This window comes from Kribbella sp. HUAS MG21, from assembly GCF_040254265.1.
Taxonomy (GTDB): Bacteria; Actinomycetota; Actinomycetes; order Propionibacteriales; family Kribbellaceae; genus Kribbella.
The window spans coordinates 1,143,201-1,164,764 of record NZ_CP158165.1 but is presented as its reverse complement, the minus strand read 5'-3'; the positions used below and the strand labels follow the sequence as shown (position 1 = coordinate 1,164,764).

The 21,564-nt window shown below is 69.7% G+C and carries 22 protein-coding genes; 9 read left to right on the top strand and 13 right to left on the bottom strand.

Features of this window, described 5'->3' with window-relative positions; all coding sequences use genetic code 11:
- Positions 1-99: 99 nt before the first annotated feature.
- From ABN611_RS05650 to ABN611_RS05635, 4 genes are all read right to left on the bottom strand, one after another.
- Positions 100-663, bottom strand: coding sequence for a hypothetical protein (locus ABN611_RS05650; RefSeq protein ID WP_350278710.1), 564 nt, complete (start codon positions 661-663; stop codon positions 100-102).
- Positions 660-1,811: an L-histidine N(alpha)-methyltransferase gene (locus tag ABN611_RS05645; protein ID WP_350278709.1), complete on the bottom strand. Its 1,152-nt coding sequence runs from the start codon at positions 1,809-1,811 to the stop codon at positions 660-662. Before ABN611_RS05645 ends, ABN611_RS05650 begins: the two co-directional genes overlap by 4 nt.
- A gap of 62 nt (positions 1,812-1,873) precedes the next feature.
- Positions 1,874-2,074, bottom strand: coding sequence for a cold shock domain-containing protein (locus ABN611_RS05640; protein ID WP_350278708.1), 201 nt, complete (start codon positions 2,072-2,074; stop codon positions 1,874-1,876).
- Between the two features lie 59 nt (positions 2,075-2,133).
- Positions 2,134-3,663 (bottom strand): MFS transporter, encoded by a 1,530-nt coding sequence (locus ABN611_RS05635; RefSeq protein WP_350278707.1) that lies wholly within the window; start codon positions 3,661-3,663, stop codon positions 2,134-2,136.
- Between the two features lie 53 nt (positions 3,664-3,716).
- Between ABN611_RS05635 and ABN611_RS05630 the strand changes: the two genes are divergently transcribed.
- On the top strand, positions 3,717-4,523 hold the full coding sequence (locus ABN611_RS05630; protein WP_350278706.1) for a CGNR zinc finger domain-containing protein: 807 nt from the start codon (positions 3,717-3,719) through the stop codon (positions 4,521-4,523).
- Here the strand turns inward: ABN611_RS05630 and ABN611_RS05625 are convergent.
- Together ABN611_RS05625 and ABN611_RS05620 are read right to left on the bottom strand one after the other, a co-directional pair.
- Positions 4,484-5,656, bottom strand: coding sequence for a Cmx/CmrA family chloramphenicol efflux MFS transporter (locus tag ABN611_RS05625; RefSeq protein WP_350278705.1), 1,173 nt, complete (start codon positions 5,654-5,656; stop codon positions 4,484-4,486). The genes ABN611_RS05630 and ABN611_RS05625 overlap by 40 nt on opposite strands.
- 234 nt (positions 5,657-5,890) lie before the next feature.
- The gene (locus tag ABN611_RS05620; protein WP_350278704.1) at positions 5,891-6,070 is read right to left on the bottom strand and encodes a hypothetical protein; all 180 of its coding nucleotides are present in this window, start codon (positions 6,068-6,070) and stop codon (positions 5,891-5,893) included.
- Between the two features lie 59 nt (positions 6,071-6,129).
- Between ABN611_RS05620 and ABN611_RS05615 the strand changes: the two genes are divergently transcribed.
- The gene (locus ABN611_RS05615) at positions 6,130-7,326 is read left to right on the top strand and encodes a transposase (protein ID WP_350278703.1); all 1,197 of its coding nucleotides are present in this window, start codon (positions 6,130-6,132) and stop codon (positions 7,324-7,326) included.
- Positions 7,327-7,361: 35 nt separating this feature from the next.
- On the opposite strand, the gene ABN611_RS05610 is transcribed toward ABN611_RS05615, so the two are convergent.
- Positions 7,362-8,810 carry a PspC domain-containing protein gene (locus ABN611_RS05610; RefSeq protein WP_350278702.1) on the bottom strand — a complete coding sequence of 483 codons (1,449 nt, stop codon included), beginning with the start codon at positions 8,808-8,810 and terminating at the stop codon, positions 7,362-7,364.
- A 183-nt stretch (positions 8,811-8,993) separates the two neighbouring features.
- Between ABN611_RS05610 and ABN611_RS05605 the strand changes: the two genes are divergently transcribed.
- Positions 8,994-10,541 (top strand): PspC domain-containing protein, encoded by a 1,548-nt coding sequence (locus ABN611_RS05605; RefSeq protein ID WP_350278701.1) that lies wholly within the window; start codon positions 8,994-8,996, stop codon positions 10,539-10,541.
- Complete coding sequence (locus tag ABN611_RS05600) at positions 10,538-11,179, top strand: response regulator transcription factor (protein ID WP_350278700.1); 642 nt, start codon at positions 10,538-10,540, stop codon at positions 11,177-11,179. The genes ABN611_RS05605 and ABN611_RS05600 overlap by 4 nt, the downstream gene beginning before the upstream one ends.
- Here ABN611_RS05600 and rpsR read toward each other — a convergent pair.
- On the bottom strand, positions 11,176-11,418 hold the full coding sequence (gene rpsR / locus ABN611_RS05595) for a 30S ribosomal protein S18 (protein ID WP_350278699.1): 243 nt from the start codon (positions 11,416-11,418) through the stop codon (positions 11,176-11,178). The two genes, ABN611_RS05600 and rpsR, sit on opposite strands and share 4 nt — an antisense overlap.
- Before the next feature lie 137 nt (positions 11,419-11,555).
- Here rpsR and ABN611_RS05590 point away from each other — a divergent pair, with 137 nt between their 5' ends.
- Positions 11,556-12,884, top strand: a complete 1,329-nt coding sequence (locus ABN611_RS05590) for a C1 family peptidase (RefSeq protein ID WP_350278698.1) — start codon at positions 11,556-11,558, stop codon at positions 12,882-12,884.
- Here the strand turns inward: ABN611_RS05590 and ABN611_RS05585 are convergent.
- Positions 12,881-13,612 (bottom strand): alpha/beta hydrolase, encoded by a 732-nt coding sequence (locus ABN611_RS05585; protein ID WP_350278697.1) that lies wholly within the window; start codon positions 13,610-13,612, stop codon positions 12,881-12,883. The two genes, ABN611_RS05590 and ABN611_RS05585, sit on opposite strands and share 4 nt — an antisense overlap.
- Positions 13,613-13,658: 46 nt before the next feature.
- Positions 13,659-14,384 carry a PIG-L deacetylase family protein gene (locus tag ABN611_RS05580; protein WP_350278696.1) on the bottom strand — a complete coding sequence of 242 codons (726 nt, stop codon included), beginning with the start codon at positions 14,382-14,384 and terminating at the stop codon, positions 13,659-13,661.
- A gap of 44 nt (positions 14,385-14,428) precedes the next feature.
- On the opposite strand from ABN611_RS05580, the gene ABN611_RS05575 reads away from it, so the two are divergent.
- Entirely contained in the window at positions 14,429-15,499 is a 1,071-nt protein-coding gene (locus ABN611_RS05575; RefSeq protein WP_350278695.1) for a serine hydrolase domain-containing protein, read from the top strand.
- Positions 15,500-15,589: 90 nt separating this feature from the next.
- On the opposite strand, the gene ABN611_RS05570 is transcribed toward ABN611_RS05575, so the two are convergent.
- From ABN611_RS05570 to ABN611_RS05560, 3 genes are all read right to left on the bottom strand, one after another.
- Positions 15,590-16,198 (bottom strand): ATP-dependent Clp protease proteolytic subunit, encoded by a 609-nt coding sequence (locus tag ABN611_RS05570; RefSeq protein WP_350278694.1) that lies wholly within the window; start codon positions 16,196-16,198, stop codon positions 15,590-15,592.
- Positions 16,195-16,788 carry an ATP-dependent Clp protease proteolytic subunit gene (locus ABN611_RS05565; protein ID WP_350278693.1) on the bottom strand — a complete coding sequence of 198 codons (594 nt, stop codon included), beginning with the start codon at positions 16,786-16,788 and terminating at the stop codon, positions 16,195-16,197. Before ABN611_RS05565 ends, ABN611_RS05570 begins: the two co-directional genes overlap by 4 nt.
- A gap of 76 nt (positions 16,789-16,864) precedes the next feature.
- Positions 16,865-17,758, bottom strand: coding sequence for a phospholipase (locus tag ABN611_RS05560; protein WP_350278692.1), 894 nt, complete (start codon positions 17,756-17,758; stop codon positions 16,865-16,867).
- A gap of 82 nt (positions 17,759-17,840) precedes the next feature.
- On the opposite strand from ABN611_RS05560, the gene pcrA reads away from it, so the two are divergent.
- The 3 genes from pcrA to ABN611_RS05545 all read left to right on the top strand — a co-directional run bounded on the left by pcrA (position 17,841) and on the right by ABN611_RS05545 (position 21,518).
- On the top strand, positions 17,841-20,159 hold the full coding sequence (gene pcrA, locus ABN611_RS05555) for a DNA helicase PcrA (RefSeq protein ID WP_350278691.1): 2,319 nt from the start codon (positions 17,841-17,843) through the stop codon (positions 20,157-20,159).
- Positions 20,160-20,245: 86 nt separating this feature from the next.
- Entirely contained in the window at positions 20,246-20,806 is a 561-nt protein-coding gene (locus ABN611_RS05550) for a hypothetical protein (protein ID WP_350278690.1), read from the top strand.
- A gap of 43 nt (positions 20,807-20,849) precedes the next feature.
- Positions 20,850-21,518, top strand: coding sequence for a TetR/AcrR family transcriptional regulator C-terminal domain-containing protein (locus ABN611_RS05545; protein WP_350278689.1), 669 nt, complete (start codon positions 20,850-20,852; stop codon positions 21,516-21,518).
- The last annotated feature ends 46 nt before the right edge of the window (positions 21,519-21,564 follow it).

Sequence of the window (21,564 nt, the reverse complement as noted above, 5' to 3'; positions counted from 1 at the left end):
AAAGTGAAGCTCTCGCGGCGATCCCAAGTCAACGGCTCAGCAGAATTTGCCACTACTGGCAGCGGATGCGCCGGTTACGGCCTCGGCCGTTAACGCCGGTCAGCTCTTCGGCAGCTTCGCCAGCAGCTCCCGCAGCATCGCGCGAGTCGCGGCGAAGTAGCTGTCCTCGCGGTGCAGCGCCCGGCGGAAGGCGGCCAGCTCGGCCGGCGAGATCGTGTTCGAGAACGTGCTGACCTCGGTCAGGTCGAGCCGCCGGTTGAACAGGTGCACGGTGTCCCGCCAGCGGTGCAGCATCCCGACCAGCTCGGCGTCGCGGTGCAGGCCGAGCGCGCCGGAGACCAGCGCGAGGTCGACCGCGGACACGATCAGCCGCGGGTACACCTGCCGGGTGGTCGGCGCGTCCGGCGAGAACCGTTCGTCGTTCAGCAGCCGGGTGTTCTCGTGCAGCTCGTCCGCGACGGCACGCAGTACCTCGGTACGGCGTTCCGCCTCGGCCGTCAGCCGCTCCACGAAGATGCCGGTGAGCCCGGCGACCAGCGTGAGCGAGTTGACGGCCGGCTCCCAGCGCGCGTGCTGCGGCCAGAAGAACCAGCTGACGCCGAGCAGGAACGCGAGCGCGAGCAGGCCGTACGTCACCCAGCTGACGACGGTCCGCCGGTTCATGTGGCCCAGATGTCGTCGGCGAGGCTGTGTTCGCGCTCGCCGGCGGCCTCCGGTGCGAGCAGCAGCAGCTCCAGGCCGAACGGGTTCGGACGGCGGGTGTAGCGGAACTGCGACTGGATCGCCTCGACCGGGGTCAGCTTGCAGGACTCGGTGAGTCGCTTCAGCCGGGCCGTGGAGTACTTGCGGGTGGTGTAGAGCCGGATCGTGTCGCCGACCGGCAGCACCACCTCGGTGTGGTCGGGCAGCTCCATCCGGATCTCTTCGCCGGTGTCGTTCTGCCAGAGGATCTTCACCAGCAGCGCGTCGTCGTTCTCGACCTCGCCGACGAACTTCACCAGCTCGTTGCTGATCTTGAGGTCGGTGTTGTACCGCAGGGCGCTGGTGACGAACTCCGCGAAGGCGCGGGTCTGGTGGTACTCGTCCGCGGCCGCGTCGGCCGTCTCCTGGTCGAGTCGCGTCGTACTGGCGACCTCGAGCAGCAGCCGGTCCTGCGGGCGCAGCACCTGGGTGAGCGTGCCGAGCAGTTCCTCGTCGCTCTCGAAGTTGGCCAGCGTGTTCCCGGTCAGCGTGAACAGGATCGGCTCGTCGCCGACCAAACGGGTCAGCATCTGCGCGAGCTTCTCGATGTTGTCGTCGATCGAGAAGTCGAGCTGCACCGGCAGCGTCTGGGACATCGGGAAGCGCGCGCCCCGGACCGGCTCGAGCGTGCCCATGCGCAGCATCTCGGAGCTCATGTCGACCGGGATGTAGTACATGTCACGGTTGTGCTTGCGCAGGTCACTGAGGACGGTGCGGTCCTTGACGCCGGTGCCGACGCCGAGGCTGACGAGGTGGAAGCCGCCGTTGTCGACGTGCGGTCGGAGCTTGCGCCAGTGCCGCAGAAACGATTCGGTACCGACCTTCATGACCAGGTAGAACGGGTCGTTCGTGGCGTTCGCCCAGGCGATCGTCGGTGCGATACCCCAGTACGAGAAACCGGACGTGATTCGCTTGCCGTCACCGGTCGACGAGAAGGGCCCGCGCAGGTCGGCGGTCAGCGTGGCGAGCTTGTCCGCCTGGTCCTCGCCGACCAGCACCATCGACCAGGCGAAGTCGTCGGATGCCATCGCCTGGTCGAGCTTCTGCACCACTGGTACTGGCTCAGTCACCTCTCACCCCTCACACGATGAGAGGTCAGGTTACCGGTTGCGACCGACTACTGCCGGTCAACTCAGATCGGCGTGACGGCGTCGGCCTCGCGGCCCTTCGGCCCGTCGACGATCTGGAACTCGACGTGCTGGCCGTCCTCGAGCGTCTTGTACCCGTCGGAGACGATCTTGCTCCAGTGCACGAACACGTCGTCCTGCCCGTCAACGGCCAGGAACCCGTACCCCTTGTCCGCGTTGAACCACTTCACGGTGCCGCGCACCATCAAAAACTCCTCGCCCACGGAACCCACTCCAGGGCCCCTCCACTACGCGATCCACAAGCCTAGCCCACCCCCTGCCCACTTCGCCGCACCTCCTGCGGCACCTCCTGCCGCGCCTGCTGCGGCGCCTCCCGCGGTACCGTCCCCGGCGCCGTCTGTGGCGTGGTGTGTGGCGAGGTGAAGGCGGCGGCGAGGCCGGCGGCGGCGACCGCGATCGCCAGCACGTAGGCCGCCCGGTAGCCGGCCATCGGCCCGCCGGAGGCGATCAGCGGTCCCGCGAGCGCGAGGCCGAGCGAGGTGCCGAGTTGCGCCGACGAGTTCAGCACCCCCGCCGCGAGCCCACGATCGGCGTCACGGACGTACGCCGTACCAGCAGTCGTCGAGGCAACCGACGCCAGACCGAGGCTCGCACCCATGACCGCGAAGCCGCCACCCAGGAGCGCGAGCGGGAGACCGTCGGCCGGCAGCGGGAGTAGCAGCAGTACGCCGATCGCGACGCCGACGAATCCGATCAGGAGAGTTCGTCGTACGCCGAGGCGGTGGACAGCAGGCGGACCGGCGAGAGAACCTCCGACGACCGCCAGGTTGAACACCGGAAAGATCAGCCCGGCCTCCGCGGGCGGCAGCCGCAGCGTGTCCTGGACGTACAGCGCGGCCGTCACCATCGCCGGGGTCGTCGCCCCGGTGAGCGCGGCGGCCGTGAGGTTGCCGCCCAGGACGCCCGCGGTCCGGGCGAACCCGGCCGGGAGGAGCGGCTGTCGGGTCGGCCGGTTGGTGCGGGCGAAGCCGCGCAGGACGCGCGCGGTGCGGGTGAGGCCGGAGGGGATGAAGGGCCGTTGAGGCGACCGTTCGATGCGGGTGAAGGCGGCGAGCAGTACGCCGGATGCGGACAGGGCTGCCCAGCCGGTCCAGTCGGAGGCATGGTGGGCTACCTCCGAGAGGCCGAAGGCGAGTAGGCCGATGCCGGTGGTGACCGTGATGGCGCCCGGTAGGTCGAGTGTGGTTTCGCGGCCCTTCACGGTGCCGGGGCCGGGCAGGCTGCGCAGGCTCCACAGGATGGCGACTACACCCAGCGGGACGTTGACGGCGAACACCCAGCGCCAGCCGGCCACCTGGGTAATCAGGCCGCCTAGGAACCAGCCGCTCGCCCCGCCGACAGCTCCCGCGGCTGTCCACCAGCCCAGGGCGCGCCGGGCTGCATCGCGAGGGAGCGCGTCAGACAACGCGGCGAGAGCTGCCGGTGACAACAACGCGGCCCCGGCCCCCTGGAAGAGGCGCGCGATGATCAGCGACGCAGGCGACCAAGCGAGCGCGCAGACCAGCGACGCGACGGAGAACACGGCAAGGCCCAGCCTGAAGACCCGCCGCGAACCGCCGAGGTCGGACACACGCCCGCCGAGCACCAGCAGACCGGCGAGCACGACTGTGTACGCCGTGAACACCCACGGCAGGGTCGCCGCCGGGAAGCCGAGGTCTGCACCTATAGCAGGCAGCGCGGTGGTGACGATGGTCGCGTCCAGCACGACGACGAACTGGGCCACGCAGACGACAGCCCAGCGGCCCGCCGAGGTGTTTCCAGTCAAACGTCTCATGCCAGAAACAGTGCCCGGGCACTTCGCGGTGCAAACTGGTAAAATCCGTTTTGATGGAAACACCTGAACTGCCGCCTGGAATCCGCGAGCTGCCCGTGGTCGCGGGTGACCTCGCGCTCGATTTCGCCAACACGGTCGACGACCCCCTCGGCCCGGAGCGCCACGACCACCTGTCCGACTACCGGGCGCTGCTGTGGTGGTCCCTCCGCGTCGGCATACTCACCGAGACCGACGCCGACCGCCTCCTCACCCGCTCCGCCCCCCGCCGCGCCGCAGCAGTAGTCCGCCGCGCCCACCAGTTGCGCGAAGCAATCAACCGCGCCGCACGACAACTGGCCGACGGAGCCGCCCTCACGAACGGGAAGTCCCGCGCGAGCGACACAGCGGTGGGTGACGTCCGGGCGAGCGGGGCAGCGATGCGGGGAGCGCATGCGAGTGAAGCCGCCGGAGCAGCGGGTGGGGGTGGTGCGGATGCTGCGGGCGGTACGGCGGGTCGTGCGGCGCCTGCGGGTGGTGCGGCGCGTGCGGAAGGTGTGGTGGGTGGGGGCGTGTTGAGTGGGTGGGATGAGTTGCGGGGGTTCGTGGGGGTGGCGGTGGGGCGGAGTGAGTTGGTGGGGCTTCGGCCGGTTTGGCGGTTCGAGGTGTTGGAGTCGCCGTTGTGGCCGGTGGCGTTGGCGGGTTACGAGTTACTGACGGGGCCGCGGGCGGGGCGGATCAAGCGGTGCGCCGGCTGCCCTTGGCTGTTCCTGGACCAGTCCAAGAACGGCAGCCGGCGCTGGTGCTCGATGGAGATCTGCGGCACCAACGAGAAGATGCGCCTCTACGTCTCCCGCCGCGCAGCCCGCCGCACCCAGAACTGACCGACGCCACCTACACGGAGCCCTACGGCGAGCAATGCGGTGAGTAGTGCCGTTGCGACCAGTACTGCGCTTACCCATAGCGGTGCGTGATAGCCGCCGTGGGCGATTGCCGCGCCGCCTAGCGCCGGGCCTGTGGCGGCGCCGGTGTTTAGGGCGGCGGTTGCCAGGGCGCCTGTCAGGATGGGGGTTTCGGCGCCGGCGTACAGGGCGTAGGAGATGAGTGTCGAGCCGACTGCGAAGGACATCGCACCCTGGACGAATAGCAGCGCTACGGTCGGTGCGGCGTACTCGGCGGTCAGGGCGAAGGTGCACCAGCCGAGCAACAAGATGCCTCCGGCAACGAATGTCAGGCGGTGGTCGCGGCGGTCGGCGTAGCGGCCGGCGATGGTGATCCCGACGAATGATCCGACGCCGAAGACGGCGAGCATCAACGGCACCCAGCCGGTCCCGAGGCCGGTTACCTCGGTGAGGACCGGCGACAGGTAGGTGAACGAGCAGAACGTCGCGCCGTTCACGAGTGCCCCGAGGAGCAGCAGTACGGCGAGCCGGGGCCGCAGCCGGAACCCGCCGACGGTCACCGGCCCGATTCCCCGCGCCGGGACCGAACGCAGGATCGCGATCAGCGCGGGCAGCGACACCACGGCGACCGCCCAGAACGCGGACCGCCAGCCGAGGTACCGCCCGAGCATCGCACCCGCCGGTACGCCGACGATGCACGCGAGCGTCGTACCGCCGAGCAGGATCGACGTCGCCCGGCCCTTGGCGTCCGGGCGGACCAGGCTGGTCGCGGTGGCGAGTGCGACGGCGAGGAAACCGGCGTTCGCGAGTGCGGCGAGCACGCGTGTGACAAGCAGGACGGTGAAGCTGGTCGTCAGCGCACCGATCACATGGACGATGAGGAAAACGGTCAGTGTCGCCAGCAGCGTCCGGCGGCGCGGCCAGCGGGCGCCGAGCACCGCGATCGCCGGTGCGCCGACGATCATGCCGAGCGCGAACGCCGACGTCAGCCAGCCGGCGGCCGGGATCGAGATGCCCAGGTCCCGGGCGATGTCCGGGCCGAGTCCGGAGAGCATGAATTCAGAGGTCGCCTGGGCGAAAACAGCCAGACCGAGCAGATAGAGAAGAACAGGCATGGAGGCACTCCGCAACCATGAGAAGACGGCGGCAGGACGGATCGCCTGCCGTGGGTCGTCTCCGGCTGTCCGGTGCACCTCACACGAACGTGTGCGTCACGCGGAACAGCCGGTGGTTACGGTCTGTCGGACTCCGGGCTGGTCACGGCGTGCAGCTTAGAAAACGCTGCACCCGGCCGTCCAGCGAGTAACGGCGCACAGCGGTCCGCCGAGTAAACGCCGTACCGGACCGAGTCAGGTACGACGGGACGCTGCCAGCCCCAGCACCCCGGCGGTGACGAGAAGCAGGGCGCTGGTGACGCCGAGGTCGTCCGGCTGCAGGACGCCGCCGTCGGTCAGCATCCAGATCGTGGCCGCGCCGGTGAGCACCGTGCCGGCCACCACGCCGGGCACGTCAGGTGTAGTCTTCTTCATCAGACTGGTCTCCTTTCGGAGATCGGAGACTGTCGGTGCTGGCTGCTTGAGTAAGCGGCATGTCCCGGTTCCGTATGTACCCGACGCCCGCGCAGCAAGCCTCGTTGCTTGAGCAGTGCAAGCATGCGCGGTTCGTGTGGAACCTCGCCCTGGAGCAGTGGTCGATGTGGAGGCGCGACAACGGCCCGACCCCTGGGCACGTTGAGCAGGCACGCCAACTGACGGAGGCGCGATCCGCGTTCGCGTGGCTGCGGGCTGGATCGCAAACCGTCCAGCAGCAGGCGCTGCGAGACTTCGACCAAGCCGTCAAGAACTTCCGCGCTGGGACGCACGGGCGTCCGACTTGGCGCAAAGCCGGGCTGCATGAGGGGTTCCGCATCGTCGGGCCCCAGGCGTGCCGGATCGTTCAGCTGAACCGGAAATGGGCTGCGGCGCTCGTACCGAAAGTTGGCTGGGTACGATTCCGGTTGTCCCGCGCCATACCGGGCGCGAAGTCCTATCGTGTCACCCGCGATCGAGCTGGCCGCTGGCACATCGCATTCGCTGTGATTCCAGGTCCGATCCCTGCGCCGGCCACAGGGGGAGTTGTCGGGGTGGACCGCGGCGTCGCCGTGTCGGCCGCCTTGTCCACGGGCGAGCTTCTGCGCTGCCCAGATTTGTCGTCGCGTGCCGCGGCGCGGCTCACACATCTGCAACGCCGCTTGGCCCGCTCTCGTCGTGGTTCCAACAGGCGTCGCCGGGTGAAGTCCGCGATCGCCAAACTGCATGCTCACGCCGCAGATCGCCGCAAGGACTGGGTCGAGAAAGTCACGACCGGCCTCGCTCGGCGGTTTGACGTCATCCGCGTCGAGGATCTGGGCGTCGCTCGGATGACCCGACGCCCCAAACCAAGGCCTGACTTCGCGCGTCCGGGGAGCTATCTGCCAAATGGTCGTCGCGTCAAAGCCGTGCTCAACCGGGGGATCTTGGCTAATGGGTGGGGCAGCCTCGTACGCCGCCTGGAGGAAAAGGCACCGGGACGGGTCGAGAGGATCAATCCTGCGTACACTTCGCAGACCTGCAGTGTCTGTGGGCATCGCGCACCGGAGAACCGCGAGAGCCAAGCGGTCTTCCGATGTGTTGCCTGTGGGCATCAGGCGCACGCGGACGTGAACGCGGCTAGCAGCATCGCGGCCGGACGGGCCGTGAGCGCACGCCGAGAGATGCCAGGACGGGTCTCGCCGAAGCGTGAACCTCAACTCGCTACCTCCGTGTAGTAGTTGTAATCCCCACCTGCGGGAAGGGGAGGACGTCAACCGCGTTCCACCTTGATGCTGCCGAGTTTCAGGTTCAGGTCCAGGGTGACCTGCTCGCCGGCCTTGCCGTCGGCGCCGAGGTCGTCGAGCGTCAACTGCGCATTATGGCCGCCGCGGTTCTCGTTCAGGAAGGCCACGTCGCCCATCTCGGTCGACAGCTTGCCCTTCAGGTCGACGTCCGCCGGGACCTTGACGACCACCTCGCCGACGCCGCCGTTCACCTGGACCCGGGCACCCGGGCCGAACGTCGCCTTGGTCAGGTCCAGGCGCACCGACCCGGCGTCGAACTCGTAGCTCGTGCCGGTCGCGGTGATCGTCTGCCCGGTCGGCGCGACGTAGTTCGTGTCCGCGAAGTTCCGCGGTACGGCGGGGAACACCGTGCTGGCCACCGCGCCCATCGCGAGCAGGATGCCCAGCGGCAGCAGCGCCAGCGTGCGGCCGACGAAACCGCCGAGCAGCATGCCCGCGCCGAGCGTGGCCAGGCCGATGACCAGCATGGTCGCCGTCGAGGCGCCCGCCAGCGCGGCGATGCCGATCGCGAGACCGGTCAGCACGACGACGAGCGACTTGACCCCGCGCATGCCCTTCGCGGGCGGTTCGGCGGCCTTGGTCGCGGCCGGCGCGCCGGTGCCGCCAGGGCCGCTCGTGCCGCCTGGGCCGGCGGGCTCGTCGACGTACAGGCCGAGAGGGTCGTCCTCGGTCCACACAGGCTGGACCGGTTCGACGGTGCGGTCCTGGGGTCGCTGTGTGGCCGAGGACGACGGACCCGCCGGGGGAACTGGCGGGTCGGTCCGGGGCGGCGTGTACGCCGACATTGGTTGCTGCGCGGTCGGCTGCTGAGCGGCGTACGGCGCCGTCGAAGCCTGACCGGCGTACGGTGCACTCGAAGCTTGCCCGCTCGGAGCCTGACCGGTGTACGGCGCGCTCGGAGCCTGACCGCCGTACGGCGTGGTCGGCTGCTGGCCGGGCGCCGCCGGGTAGGTGACGTCCTGGGGACGCCCGTTGGAGCCCTGGCGGCTGTTCTTGCGCTGCTTGGCGACGAGCCAGATGATCGCGAGCACGATCAGCGGACCGGGCACGAACCGGCCGAAGTCGAACGACGACATCATCGCGATCCCGGCGAACACGCAGACCCCGATCACCACCGGCCACAGCCACGGGTGGTCGGGCCGGACCCGGTCGCCGAGCACGCCCTGGGCCGCCGAGCGGTCGCTGCCCTCGTCGGGCATCAGCACCCAGGCGGCGATGTAGAAGATGATGCCCGGGCCGCTGAGGATCAGCACCGCCATCACCACGCGGACCAGCACCGGGTCGATGTTCAGACCGCGGCCGATTCCGCCGCAGACACCCGCGACCCAGCGGTCCGACCTGCTGCGCCGCCAGCTCTGGGGGTTCTGCAGGCTGCTGCGGTCGAACCCGGCGGGTCCACTCTGGTTCTGCTCCATGACACCGATACTCGCGCGGAGCGGCCCCTGATCACATCGGGGATGCCCCCTGAGGACCCCCGGAGTCGTGAGATTTCGGGGTTGTCCCCGAGCGGACCCTGAGCCGGGCGGGCGCGCGCTGAGGAGGCGGCCGGGGACAAGCCTGCTGGTGTCGGGCCGGTCCGCATGTGACGATCGGTGGTGATGAGCCAGCCAGCAGCAGCGCCGCCGGGCGGAACCTCCGCGCACGGAGGTCAGCCCGAGCCGACCCCTGGGCAGAACCAGGACCAGTGGCGCTACAAGGGCTGGGGCCCGCAGGGACCGGGGCAGTACCAAGGACCGTACGCCGCCTACGCCGCGCGGATGGGCAACCAGCAGCAGTACGGCGGCCCGGGCGGAGCGCAGTACGCGAATCCGGGCGGTGCGCAGTACGGGACCCCGCCCTACCCGCCGTACTCAGGCATCCCGCCCCGGCCCTCCGCCGACGGGCCGGTGCGTCGGGCGTACCGGCGTACCGAGGGCCGTGTCGTCGCCGGTGTGGCCGGTGGCGTGGCGGATCACCTCGGCGTGTCCGACACCGTCGTACGGCTGGTGCTGATCGCGACCACGGTGTTCGGCGGCTTCGGCGTGCTGATCTACGCGGCGCTGTGGTTCCTGATGCCGCTCGCCCCGGAGACCATGCCGACCGCTCCGGGCCTGGCCGCGCACACGCGCAGCGGACTGCGGACCGACGAGCCGCCGGCGCCCGTCGCCGAGGCGAAGCAGCGGAAGCGGGAGAAGAGCCGCGGCCAACTGCCCGCGCTCGTGGCCATCGGCGCCGGACTGCTGATCCTGCTGCAGGTCGCCGGACTCGGGATCGCCGGGAAGCTGTTCTGGCCGCTGGTGTTCGCCGCGACCGGTCTGGCGCTGATCTGGCGGCAGGCGGACGAGAGCCAGAAGGACAAGTGGACCCAGGACATCCGGGTCCCGATCCTGGGCCTGGTACTCGGCAAGGGCGGCTGGAAGTCGCTGATCCGGATCGGCGTCGGGCTGGTGCTGATCGGCACCGCGGTCACCTTGTTCCTGGTGCAGAACGGCCGGCTCTCGATGGTCGGCGACGTCCTGATCGCGCTGCTGCTCGCGGTGGTCGGGATCGGGGTCATCGCCGGGCCCTGGGTGCACCGGCTGACCCGCGACCTGAACGCCGAGCGCGCCGAACGGGTCCGCTCCCAGGAGCGCGCCGACATGGCCGCGCACCTGCACGACTCGGTGCTGCAGACGCTGGCGCTGATCCAGAAGCAGGCGGACGACCCGAAGGCGGTCGCCCGGCTGGCACGTTCGCAGGAGCGCGAGCTGCGGTCCTGGCTGTACGACGAGGACGCGCACGCGGACCAGACGATCGCGGGCGCCGCGAAGCAGGCGGCCGCCGAGGTCGAGGACTCGCACGGCGTCCCGATCGAGGTGGTCACGGTCGGCGACTGCGACCTGACCGAGCCGCTGGCCTCGATGGTGCGGGCCGCCCGGGAGTCGATGGTGAACGCGGCCAAGCACTCGGGTGCTGCGAAGATCGACGTGTTCGTCGAGGTGGACGGCGACCGGGTGGAGATGTTCGTCCGCGACCGCGGCAAGGGCTTCGACGTCGACGAGGTCCCGGACGACCGGCTCGGCTTGCGGCACAGTGTGATGGGCAGGATGGAACGGCACGGCGGCCGCGCGACGGTGCGGTCCGATCCGGAGACAGGGACCGAAGTGCGACTGGAGATGGACAGATGAGCAGCAGGCGGGTTGTCGTCGTCGACGATCACGACATGTTCCGGGCCGGGGTACGCAGCGAGATCGGCGCCGCGGTCGACATCGTCGGGGAGGGATCAGACGTCGACACCGCGGTGAAGGCGATCGTCGGCACCGAGCCCGACGTCGTGCTGCTCGACGTCCACCTGCCCGGCGGCGGTGGCACCGAGGTGATGAAGCAGGTCCACCAGCGGCACCCGGACGTCAAGTTCCTGGCGCTGTCGGTGTCGGACGCCGCCGAGGACGTGATCGGCGTGATCCGGGCCGGCGCCCGCGGGTACGTGACCAAGAACATCTCCGGCACCGAGCTGGTCGACGCGATCAACCGGGTCGCCGAGGGCGATGCGGTGTTCTCGCCGCGGCTGGCGGGGTTCGTGCTGGACGCGTTCTCGGGCGCGATCGACATCGCGTCGGTGGACGAGGACCTGGACCGGCTCTCCCAGCGCGAGCGCGAGGTCCTGCGGCTGATCGCCCGCGGCTACGCCTACAAGGAGGTCGCGCGGGAGCTGTTCATCTCGGTGAAGACCGTCGAGACCCACGTCTCCTCGGTACTCCGGAAACTCCAGCTCTCGAACCGCCACGAACTCACCCGCTGGGCCACCGACCGCCGCCTCGTCTAGCGACCGCTCGAGGTGTAGGGGAGCAGGGCCATTTCGCGGGCGTTCTTGATCGCGCGGGCTACCTGCTTCTGCTGCTGTGGTGTCAGGCCGGTGACCCGGCGCGACCGGATCTTGCCGCGGTCGGAGATGAACTTCCGCAGCAGCGCGGTGTCCTTGTAGTCGATGTAGGTGATGCCGTCGCGGTCCAGCGGGTTCTGCTTCGGCTTCCGCTTCCCGGTCGGGGCCGGCCGTCGTGCCATGGCGCCTCTCCTTTGTTGAATGTCGTTTTCAATTAGAGTAGCGCAAGAGTCCGCCGGTGGCGCGTTTCGGTCCTGGCATCGATCCGCCACTCCGGTACGGCGGTCCGCGTTGGGCGGCTGTTATACCGTCGACTCTTATGGAGCGGAATCTCACAGCCGATCAGCTCGCGCTCTTCGAGAAGGAGTTCGCGTCGAACCCGCAGTACCGGGTGATGCAGAACGCCGTCACGCAGACGCCGGTCAACAGCCTTGCCCTGGATCGCCAGATCGTCACCTCGATGGACCATTCGGTGTCCCATCTGCTGGACGACTGGAAGGTGACAAACCAGAAGAAGAGCGGCCGCTGCTGGCTGTTCGCCGGGCTGAACCTGCTCCGGGCCGGCGCGGCCGAGAAGCTCGGCGTCAAGGACTTCGAGTTCTCCCAGAACTACCTGCTGTTCTGGGACAAGTTCGAGCGTTCGAACTTCTTCCTCGAGGCGATCATCGAGACCGCCGGCCGGGACGCCGACGACCGGACCGTCGCGCACCTGCTGTCCGACCCGATCGGTGACGGCGGCCAGTGGAACATGTTCGTCGCGCTGGTCCGCAAGCACGGCCTGGTGCCGAAGTCGGCGATGCCGGAGACCGAGAGCTCGTCCGCGACCGCGCAGATGAACGACGTACTGCGCAAGCTGCTCCGCCAGGGCGCGCGCGACCTGCGGGCGCTCGACGGCGACGAGGCGCGCCGCGACCGCAAGCGCGAGATCCTGACCACCGTGCACCGGGTGCTGAGCATCCACCTCGGGACGCCGCCGCAGAAGTTCCTCTGGCAGTGGAAGGACAGCGACAAGGGCTTCCACCGCGACGGCTGGACCACCCCGACCGAGTTCGCGGCGGCGTACGTGCAGCTGCCCGTCGACGAGTACGTGTGCCTCGTGCACGACCCGCGCGCGACCAGCCCGGTCGGCAAGACCTTCACCGTCGACTTCCTCGGCAACGTCATCGACGCCCCGCCGGTGGTGTACCTGAACGTCGACATCGACCTGATGAAGCAGCTCACGCAGGACGCGATCGTCGGCGGCGAGCCGGTCTGGTTCGGCTGCGACGTCGGCAAGCAGATGAACGCCGACCTCGGCTTCTGGGACGCCAACCTGTACGACTACGGCTCGGTGTACGACACCGAGTTCACGCTGGACAAGGCCGAGCGGCTGGTGCACCACGAGACGCTGATGACACACGCGATGCTGTTCACCGGCGTCGACGTGGTGGACGGCAAGCCGCGGCGCTGGCGGGTCGAGAACTCGTGGGGCGACGAGAAGGCCGACAGCGGCTTCTGGACCATGAACGACTCGTGGTTCGGCGAGCACGTCTTCGAGATCGCCGTCCGCCGCTCCGCACTGCCGGCCGAGCTCCAGGCCCGCCTGGACGACGAGCCGATCGTGCTCCCCGCGTGGGACCCGATGGGTGCGCTGGCCGATCAGGCCTAGCGGATCAGACTCAGCGCTTCGGACGGACGCTCCAGGGTCGGCAGGTGGCCGGCCCACGGGAGGTCGATCCGCTCGGCCGCCGGCAGCCGTTCGGCGAGGTAGTCCGCGCTGTCGGTGAAGAACGCGAAGTCATGCGCGCCCGTGATCAGTCGCACGGGCGCGCTGATCTTCTCCGGCTCGACCGGCCATTCCTCGTTGTCCACGTCACCCGCGGCCAGCTGTACGTCGTACGCGCGCTTCTGCATCACGCGCAGCAGTTCGCGGGCCTCGTCGTCGGCCTCGGGGCCGATCCAGCGGCGGACGGTGAGCTCGGTCGCGCCGTCGACGTCGCCGGCCTCGAGCAGCGCGTTCTCCTCGGCCCAGACCGCGCGTACTTCGTCGTCCGGCTGCACGTTGTCGGTCGGCGCGCAGATCAGCACGAGCCGCGAGAAGAGCTCCGGCCGCCGGCTCGCGACCTGCTGTACGACGTACCCGCCGTACGACGCCCCGACCGCGATCACGTCCCGCGCGCCGAGCTCCTCGAGCAGCGCGAGCAGGTCGCCCGCGTCGGAGTACTTCGCACCCGGCTCCAAGGTCGTCTCGCCGTACCCGCGCAGGTCGAGCGTGATCACGCGATGATCGGCCTTCAGCTCCGCCACCTGCCGAGCCCACATCCGCGAATCGGCCACCCCCGCGTGCACCAGCAACAGATCCGGGCCCTGCCCGGTCACCGCATAAGCAATCGTCATGGCTGCACCTTCCAGCCCAGGCTGCCACGGGGCAACCGGATTAAGGTCACACGCGGACGACGGTGAAGGCTTCGGCGTAGTGGTTGGGTGGGAGGCCGAAGGTGGTGGCTACCTGGGCGAAGTTGGCTCGGATGGCGGTGCGGAGGCCGTCGGGGTCGCGGTGCTGGCTGGTGTGGGACATCAGGGCGGCCAGCTTCTGGTCGAACGTGTCGGTGATGTCGACGTAGTGGTTCGCGGTCGGGTGGTCCATCATCCAGAGTTCGCCGACGTCCCACGCCTCCTCGTCGAGGTCCGAGTACGCGTACGGGTTGCCCGCTGCCGGGTAGAACGCGCGGACGGCCGCCTCGGCGGCGGCCATGTGGTCGGGGTGCGAGACCTGCAGGCGGTGCCACGAGCGTTCCGGCGACTGGGTCAGCAGCCGTTGCGGGCGGACCTGGCGGATCACCCGGCTGATGTCGCGGACCAGCTGCGCGGTCGGCTCGACGGCGCCGTCCTGGTACCCGAGGAAGTGCAGCTCGTGGACCCCGACGTGCTGCGCGGCGGCCGTCTGCTCGGCCCGTCGTACGCCGGGGATCTCGGCGCGGTCGCGCTCCGGTTCGAAACCGCCCGCCTGCCCGTCGGTGACGATGCAGTACTGGACGTCGATCCCGGCCTTGGTCCACAGCGCGACCGTCCCGGCGCCGCCGAAATCGATGTCGTCGGGGTGCGCGACAACCACCAGGACACGCTCGATCTCGCTGTCCGGCCGCGGGTCCGCCTGAGGCACAGTCACAGCCCAGACCATAGCTGCTTGCCCAGATGGGCACAGTGGAATTCATGGAGTTCGGTGGCACGTGCGACCCGCGCGACGCCGGCTTCGACGCGGACCGGCTGGCGGAGGCGGTCGAGCTGGTCGAGGCCCGCGGCGCGGCCGCGCAACTGTGCGTCGTCCGGCACGGCCGGGTGGTGCTCGACCGCTCCTTCGGGTGTTCACCGAACGCGTTGTTCTGGCTCTTCTCCGCGAGCAAGCCGTACCTCGCCGTCGTCATCCACCAGCTGGTCGAATCCGGCCGGTTGCACCTGGACGACGCAGTGGCGGCGTACTGGCCCGAGTTCGCGCGCAACGGCAAGCGCGAGATCACCGTCCGCGAGGTACTGCGGCACCGGTCCGGGGTGTCGAGCGCCGGGTCGTACGTCGGGGAGCTCCGCGCGATGACCGACTGGGACCGGTCGCTGCGCCGGATCGAGGACACCAGGCCCCGGTGGCCGATCGGCACCGTCGCCTACAGCCCGCTGGCGTTCGGGTTCATCCTCGGCGAGGTCGCGCGGCGGTGCACCGGGCTGCCGATCGACGAGCTGGTACGGCGTTCCGTCCTCGAGCCGGTCGGTACCGAGGAGACGTACCTCGGCCTGCCACCGGACTTGTGGGGCCGGCACGTCCCGATCAGGGCGACCGGTCCGGTCGGGCCGTTCATCCAGTCCGTCGTGAACAAGCGCAGTACCCGCGAGGCCGTCGTACCGGCGGCCGGGATCTCGACCACGGCGCGGGAGCTGGCCGCGTTCTACCAGACGTTGCTGGACGGCCGGCTGTTGCGGCCGGAGTCGCTGGCGGTCGCGGTGGAGCCGAGCAGCGAGGGGGAGTACGACCCGGTCGCGCGGGCGCCGATCCGCTGGTCGCAAGGGTTCCAGCTCGGCGGGCCGCGCTGGATGGAGGGCGCGGTGTCGTCGCTGGGGTCGTTGAGCAGCCCGCGGGCGTTCGGCCACAACGGCAGCAACTGCTGCGTCGGCTGGGCCGACCCGGATCGCCAGATCGCCTACGCGCTGCTGACCAACCGGGTCGGCCGGCCGAAGCCGGACCTCGCCCACCACGCCGCCGTGGCCGACAAGGTGCTGGCGGCGGTGGGGTAGCGATCTCCAGGCCATCACAATCCGAGGCGCCCGGCCTCGCCAACCGGTGGCGATCGGTGGCGGCGTGATTGTGATGGCCTGGGGATCGGCTCAGGCCAAGGCAGGGAGCGGGGTGCGTTCGGCGATCACGTGGTCGACAATGCCGTACTCCTTGGCGCTCTGCGCGGTCAGCACGTGGTCCCGGTCGGTGTCGTGCCGGAGGCGCTCGACGGTCTGGCCGGTGTGCCGCGCGAGGATTTCCTCGACCTGGCCGCGAACCCGGACCACCTCGTCCGCCTGCAGGATCAGGTCCGGGATGGTGCCCTGACCGCGCCCGGCCGGCTGGTGCAGCACGATCCGCGCGTGCGGCAGGACCGCCCGGCTGCCCGGCGTACCGGCCGCCAGCAGGACCGCGCCCGCGGAGATCGCCTGCCCGACGCAGAACGTCGCGATCGGGGACTGGATGTACTGCATCGTGTCGTAGATCGCGAGCATCGCGGTCATGTCTCCGCCCTCGCAGTTGATGAAGATCCTGATCTCCTGGTCCGGCTTGTCCGCCTCCAGGTGCAGGAGCTGCGCGATCAGCGCGTTCGCGACGCCGGCGTCGATCCCGGTGCCGATGTAGATGATCCGCTCGGCCAGCAGGTGCGAGTAGACGTCCATGATCCGCTCGCCCCGCGGGTGCTGGGCGATCACGTTCGGGATGGTGTAGGTGCTCATGCCGCCGCCCTCCTGGGCATCACCTGGTCGAAGGACTCGACGATGTGGTCGATGAAGCCGTACTCGCGGGCCTGTTCCGCGGTGTACCAGTGGTCGTGCCGCGAGTCCTCGTGCACGGTCTCGAACGACTGCCCGGTGTCGCTCGCGATCAGCCCCAGGACGGTGTCGCGGATGTGCCGCAGGTCGTTCGCCTGGATCTCGATCTCCACCGCGGAGCCGCCGATCCCGGCCGAGCCCTGGTGCATCAGTACCCGCGCGTGCCGGAGGGCGTAGCGCTTGCCCGGCGTACCGGCCGAGAGCAGGAACTGCCCGGCGCTGCACGCCAGCCCGATCGCCAGCGTCGACACGTCGCACGGCACCAGCCGCATCACGTCCCGGATCGCCAGCATCGACGGCACCGAGCCGCCGGGCGAGTGGATCCACAACGCGATGTCGGTGTCCGGGTCCTCAGCCGCCAGCGACATGATCTGGCTGGCGATCAGGGTCCCGTTGTCGTCGTCGAGTACGCCGTCCAGTACGACGATCCGCTGCCCGAGCAGCCGCTGCCGGGCGGTCTCGTTGAACAGCGGCGGTTTCATCTCATCTGCCATGTCATCCACCCTGACCGGCGGGAACGGCCGGGCCCAGCTTTTCTGCTGTCGGCAACTCTGCCCACAGCAAACGCGTTCAGAGGACCTTCGCCAACTCCGCCGCGAAGTCGGCCGGGAAGGCGTGTCCCAGACCTGGGATCCGCTCGATCGTGATGCCGGTCAGCTGGTCGGCCGCGGCGTCCACGACCTCGAGCAGATCGTCGTCGGCGCCGATCCAGATCGTTGCCGGCGACAACGGCCCTAGTTCCCGGCGGTCCGGCAGCCGGCGCAGGGCGGGAGCCATCGCGAGCACGCCGTCCACCGGCACCGGCTCCCCGCTGAACGCCCAGTCGAGCGCCACCCGCCCACCAGCCGAGAACCCCGCCGCAACGACCGGCAGCCGCCCACCCACCGGCAGTCCGTGCGCCGGCAGCTCGGCGAGGGCGCGGGCGATGTCCGCCCGGGCCTGCTCCGGGTCCGGCCAGGTGCGATACATCGGCGATATCCGGTACGACGACTGCACGCAAACGAGCGCATACCCGAGCTCGAGCACCCCCGCCCAATCCCGAAGCGCATGCTCCGCCCGCTGCCCCGCCCCGTGCAACGCAACCACGATCCCAACAGCTTCACCCGAGGGAAGTGCGATGAGCGGCCGGGCCGGTTCGTTCGTTGCGCGTGCCTCCGACACTCCGACCAGTTCCCGCAACTCGGGACGGTCCCGGAGGGCGGTCAGGTCGTCGTCCTCGGTGAGGATCTCCGGTCGCCACCATGCGCCCGCCGTACTCGCCTCCTGCAACACCCGCAGCGCTGCGTCGGCGTCGCCGGCCGCGCCTAGCAGGCACGCCTTCAGGTGGGCGAGTTCGGCGGACCATACCTCCAGCCCGGCGCTCTCCGCGTCCAGCAGCTCGACCGCGGCGCCGTACTGCTGCTCGCCGTAGAGGACCTCGACCCGGTCCACCAGGTCGTCGTACCGCAGTTCCGAGGCGTCCACGGGGCCGATCCTCGCAGCCCGGGACCCGCGGTTCGAACCGGTTTTCGGTAACTGTCGGGGGGAGCGCCTAAGGTGTTGGGTGATGACTACGCTGTTCTCGCCTGATGAGCTCCCGGTGCCGCTGGAGGAGCCGACGACGTCCCGGACCGACCCGGAGAAGCTGCTCGAGGGGCTGAACCCGCAGCAGCGGGCGGCCGTCGTGCACGCCGGCAAGCCGCTGCTGGTGGTCGCCGGCGCGGGGTCGGGCAAGACCCGCGTGCTGACCCGCCGGATCGCGTACCTGCTGGCCGCCCGGGACGCGCATCCCGGCTCGATCCTGGCCATCACGTTCACGAACAAGGCCGCCGCCGAGATGCGCGAGCGCGTCGTCGACCTGGTCGGCCCGCGGGCGAAGCTGATGTGGGTCTCGACCTTCCACAGCTCGTGTGTGCGGATCCTGCGCCGCGACATCAAGCGGTTCGGGATCAGCTCGACGTTCTCGATCTACGACGACACCGACTCGCGCCGGCTGATGACGCTGGTCTGCCGCGAGCTCGACCTGGACGTGAAGCGGTACAACCCGCGCGCCGTGCTGAACTGGATCAGCACCCAGAAGAACGAGCTGATCGACCACGAGACGGCCGCCGCGAAGGCGGAGAACCATCTCGAGGAGACGTACGCCGAGTGCTACCGGATCTACCAGGAGCGGCTCGCGCAGGCGAATGCGCTGGACTTCGACGACCTGCTGATGACCACGGTCAACCTGCTGCAGGCCTTCCCGGAGGTCCGGGAGTACTACCGGCGCCGCTTCCGCCACGTCCTCGTCGACGAGTACCAGGACACCAACCACGCGCAGTACACCTTGATCCGCGAGCTGTGCGGCGAGGATCCGGCGGACTACAACGGCCCGACGGCGCCGCCGGCCGAGCTGATGGTGGTCGGTGACTCGGACCAGTCGATCTACGCGTTCCGCGGGGCCACGATCCGCAACATCCTCGCGTTCGAGGAGGACTTCGCCGGCGCCGAGACGATCCTGCTGGAGCAGAACTACCGCTCCACCCAGACGATCCTGACCGCGGCCAACGCGGTGATCGCCCGCAATGAGGGCCGGAAGGCGAAGAACCTCTGGTCCGACCAGGGGCAGGGCGAGCAGATCGCGGTGTACGTCGCCGACAACGAGCACGACGAGGCGCAGTTCGTCGCCGACGAGATCGACCGGCTCACCGACGCGGAGGGGATCAAGCCGTCCGACGTCGCGGTGTTCTACCGGACCAACGCGCAGTCCCGGGTCTTCGAAGAGGTCTTCATCCGCACCGGCCATCCGTACAAGGTGGTCGGCGGCGTCCGGTTCTACGAGCGCAAGGAGGTCCGCGACGCGCTCGCGTACCTGCGGGTGCTGGTGAACCCGGAGGACACGGTCTCGCTGCGCCGGATCATGAACGAGCCGAAGCGCGGCATCGGCGACCGGGCCGAGGCCGCGATCGAGGCGCTGGCCGCGCGGGACCGGATCTCGTTCGCGCAGGCGATGCGCCGGGCGCAGGACGCGCCGGCGATGGCCTCGCGCTCGGTCAACGCGGTGCAGGCGTTCGTGGACATCCTGGACGAGCTGACCGCGATGGTGGACTCGGGCGCGCCGCCGGACGACATCCTGGACGTCGCGCTGCACCGTTCGGGGTACTACGAGACGCTGCAGAAGTCCCCGGACCCGCAGGACGAGACCCGCCTGGAGAACCTGGACGAGTTTGTCAGCGTGGCCCGCGAGTTCGTCGAGGAGCGCACCGCCGCCGGCGAGCCCTCCGACCTGCAGGCGTTCCTGGAGCGGATCTCGCTGGTCGCCGACGCCGACCAGATCCCGGACGCGGCCGCCGACGGCGGTGTGGTCACGTTGATGACCCTGCACACCGCGAAGGGCCTGGAGTTCCCGGTGGTGTTCCTGACCGGCATGGAGGACGGCGTCTTCCCGCACTCCCGCTCGCTCACCGACCTGAAGGAGCTCGAGGAGGAGCGCCGGCTCGCGTACGTCGGCATCACCCGGGCCCGGCAGCGGCTCGCGATCTCGCGCGCGGCGGTCCGTTCGGCGTACGGCGCTCCGCAGCACAACCCGCCGTCCCGGTTCCTCGAGGAGATCCCGGCCGAGCTGCTCGACTGGCGCCGCGACGAGTCCGCGATCACCCGCTGGTCCGGCACTGGCACCACCCGCGGCAGCGGCATCCCCAGCCGGTACGAACCGGCCCGGCGGACCGCCTCCGACAAGCCGGTGATCAGCCTGAATCCGGGCGACCGGGTGGTCCACGACAGCTTCGGGATGGGCACCGTCGTGGTCGTCCGCGGCGAGGGTCAGCAGGCCCAGGCGGACATCGACTTCGGGTCCGAAGGCGTCAAGCGTTTGCTCCTGCGTTACGCGCCGGTCGAGAAGATCTAAGTCAACTTCTTGGACTTCTGCGTTGCATCTGACCCGGAGATTGAGACAATCGAGGATCTTCGGCCCCTCCCGGAAGCGCGCCCCCCATGTCCAAGTCGTCGGCCAGTAACCGCCGGATCATCCTGGCGGGAGCGAATCCTGGGCTCCGGCTGTTCGACGAGAACGGCAAGGTCACGGCGTACGCCTCGATCTGGATGGTCGACTGGTCGATCCGCGGCTCCGGTACGGCGGTCGTGCTCTGGTTCGACGGGATCGTCCGGGTGGTCTCCGAGGACGTCGACCTGGCGGCCTGGCTGGAGCGGTACTTCGTGCGCTCGTTCCTCGAGGTCCAGGGCCTGCCGTGGCACGAGCCGGCGGTCGAGCGGGACCTGGTGCAGGTCTCGATGAACCTGGCCGACGGGCTGAGCGCGAAGGCCGCGGACATCCAGATCGAGATGAGCGGTGTGCTGGACCGACGGCTGTTCGCGACCGACAACTTCCAGCTCGCCGAGGGCAACCACAGCCTCAGCCTGGTGATCGCCCCGGTCCGCTCCGCGACCGTCTCGATCGGCGGCGCCTCGGTGCCGGGGTTCGTGCAGGTCGACGGCTCGCCGGACAAGCCGGGCTCGTCCGCGTTCCTCACCACGGCCGAGGTCTGGCAGCGCTGACCTGTCCCTTACGCTGTAAGCCCCAGCGTTGGAAGGGACGGACGTGGCACAGGCGAACCCGCGGGCCCCGCTGAGCCGCGACCTGGTGCTCCGGGCCGCGGCCGCGATCGCCGACGCCGACGGCCTCGAGGCGGTCACGATGCGGAAGGTCGGCGAGGCGGTCGGCGCCGAGGCGATGTCGCTCTACCACCACGTCGCCAACAAGGGCGACCTGCTCGACGGCCTCGTCGACCTGGTGATGGCCGAGATCGACGAGCTCGTCGAGCGCACCGCCGTACCGGACGACGGCTGGCAGCAGGCGATGCGCCGCCGGATCCTGGGGGCGCGCGAGGTGATGCTGAAGCACCCGTGGGCGCCGCGGCTGTTCGAGACCCGGACCACGATGAGCCTCGCGGTGATCAAGTACCACGACCAGCTGGTCGGGTTGATGCGCGCGGGCGGGTTCTCGTACGACCTCGCCCATCACGCGCTGCACGCGCTGGGCAGCCGGGCGCTCGGGTTCTCCCAGGAGCTCTTCGACCCGGCCGCCGGTGCGGATCCGGGGTCGGAGCGAATGCTGCGGGACGTGGCGGACCAGGTCCCGCACCTGGTCGGCATGGTGGCGGAGATCGCGCACGACGACCCGGACAGCACGATCGGCTGGTGCGACGACCAGGCCGAGTTCGAGTTCGCGCTCGACCTGCTGCTCGACGGCCTCGCCCGGCGGCGCTGACGCCGTACCCCGGCTGACCTCTTGACGCCCCTTACGGCGTAAGGCA

Bases quoted from the DNA above. Each gene is read 5' to 3' on its own strand.
- ABN611_RS05600 (WP_350278700.1), top strand. From the start codon at position 10,538: ATGAGCAGCAGGCGGGTTGTCGTCGTCGACGATCACGACATGTTCCGG.
- ABN611_RS05625 (WP_350278705.1), bottom strand. From the start codon at position 5,656: ATGCCTGTTCTTCTCTATCTGCTCGGTCTGGCTGTTTTCGCCCAGGCG.
- ABN611_RS05610 (WP_350278702.1), bottom strand. From the start codon at position 8,810: ATGGAGCAGAACCAGAGTGGACCCGCCGGGTTCGACCGCAGCAGCCTG.
- ABN611_RS05550 (WP_350278690.1), top strand. From the start codon at position 20,246: ATGTCCAAGTCGTCGGCCAGTAACCGCCGGATCATCCTGGCGGGAGCG.
- ABN611_RS05635 (WP_350278707.1), bottom strand. From the start codon at position 3,663: ATGAGACGTTTGACTGGAAACACCTCGGCGGGCCGCTGGGCTGTCGTC.
- ABN611_RS05565 (WP_350278693.1), bottom strand. From the start codon at position 16,788: ATGGCAGATGAGATGAAACCGCCGCTGTTCAACGAGACCGCCCGGCAG.
- rpsR (WP_350278699.1), bottom strand. From the start codon at position 11,418: ATGGCACGACGGCCGGCCCCGACCGGGAAGCGGAAGCCGAAGCAGAAC.
- ABN611_RS05615 (WP_350278703.1), top strand. From the start codon at position 6,130: ATGTCCCGGTTCCGTATGTACCCGACGCCCGCGCAGCAAGCCTCGTTG.
- ABN611_RS05590 (WP_350278698.1), top strand. From the start codon at position 11,556: ATGGAGCGGAATCTCACAGCCGATCAGCTCGCGCTCTTCGAGAAGGAG.
- ABN611_RS05640 (WP_350278708.1), bottom strand. From the start codon at position 2,074: ATGGTGCGCGGCACCGTGAAGTGGTTCAACGCGGACAAGGGGTACGGG.
- ABN611_RS05620 (WP_350278704.1), bottom strand. From the start codon at position 6,070: ATGAAGAAGACTACACCTGACGTGCCCGGCGTGGTGGCCGGCACGGTG.
- ABN611_RS05585 (WP_350278697.1), bottom strand. From the start codon at position 13,612: ATGACGATTGCTTATGCGGTGACCGGGCAGGGCCCGGATCTGTTGCTG.
- ABN611_RS05650 (WP_350278710.1), bottom strand. From the start codon at position 663: ATGAACCGGCGGACCGTCGTCAGCTGGGTGACGTACGGCCTGCTCGCG.
- ABN611_RS05570 (WP_350278694.1), bottom strand. From the start codon at position 16,198: ATGAGCACCTACACCATCCCGAACGTGATCGCCCAGCACCCGCGGGGC.
- pcrA (WP_350278691.1), top strand. From the start codon at position 17,841: ATGACTACGCTGTTCTCGCCTGATGAGCTCCCGGTGCCGCTGGAGGAG.
- ABN611_RS05605 (WP_350278701.1), top strand. From the start codon at position 8,994: ATGAGCCAGCCAGCAGCAGCGCCGCCGGGCGGAACCTCCGCGCACGGA.
- ABN611_RS05575 (WP_350278695.1), top strand. From the start codon at position 14,429: ATGGAGTTCGGTGGCACGTGCGACCCGCGCGACGCCGGCTTCGACGCG.
- ABN611_RS05630 (WP_350278706.1), top strand. From the start codon at position 3,717: ATGGAAACACCTGAACTGCCGCCTGGAATCCGCGAGCTGCCCGTGGTC.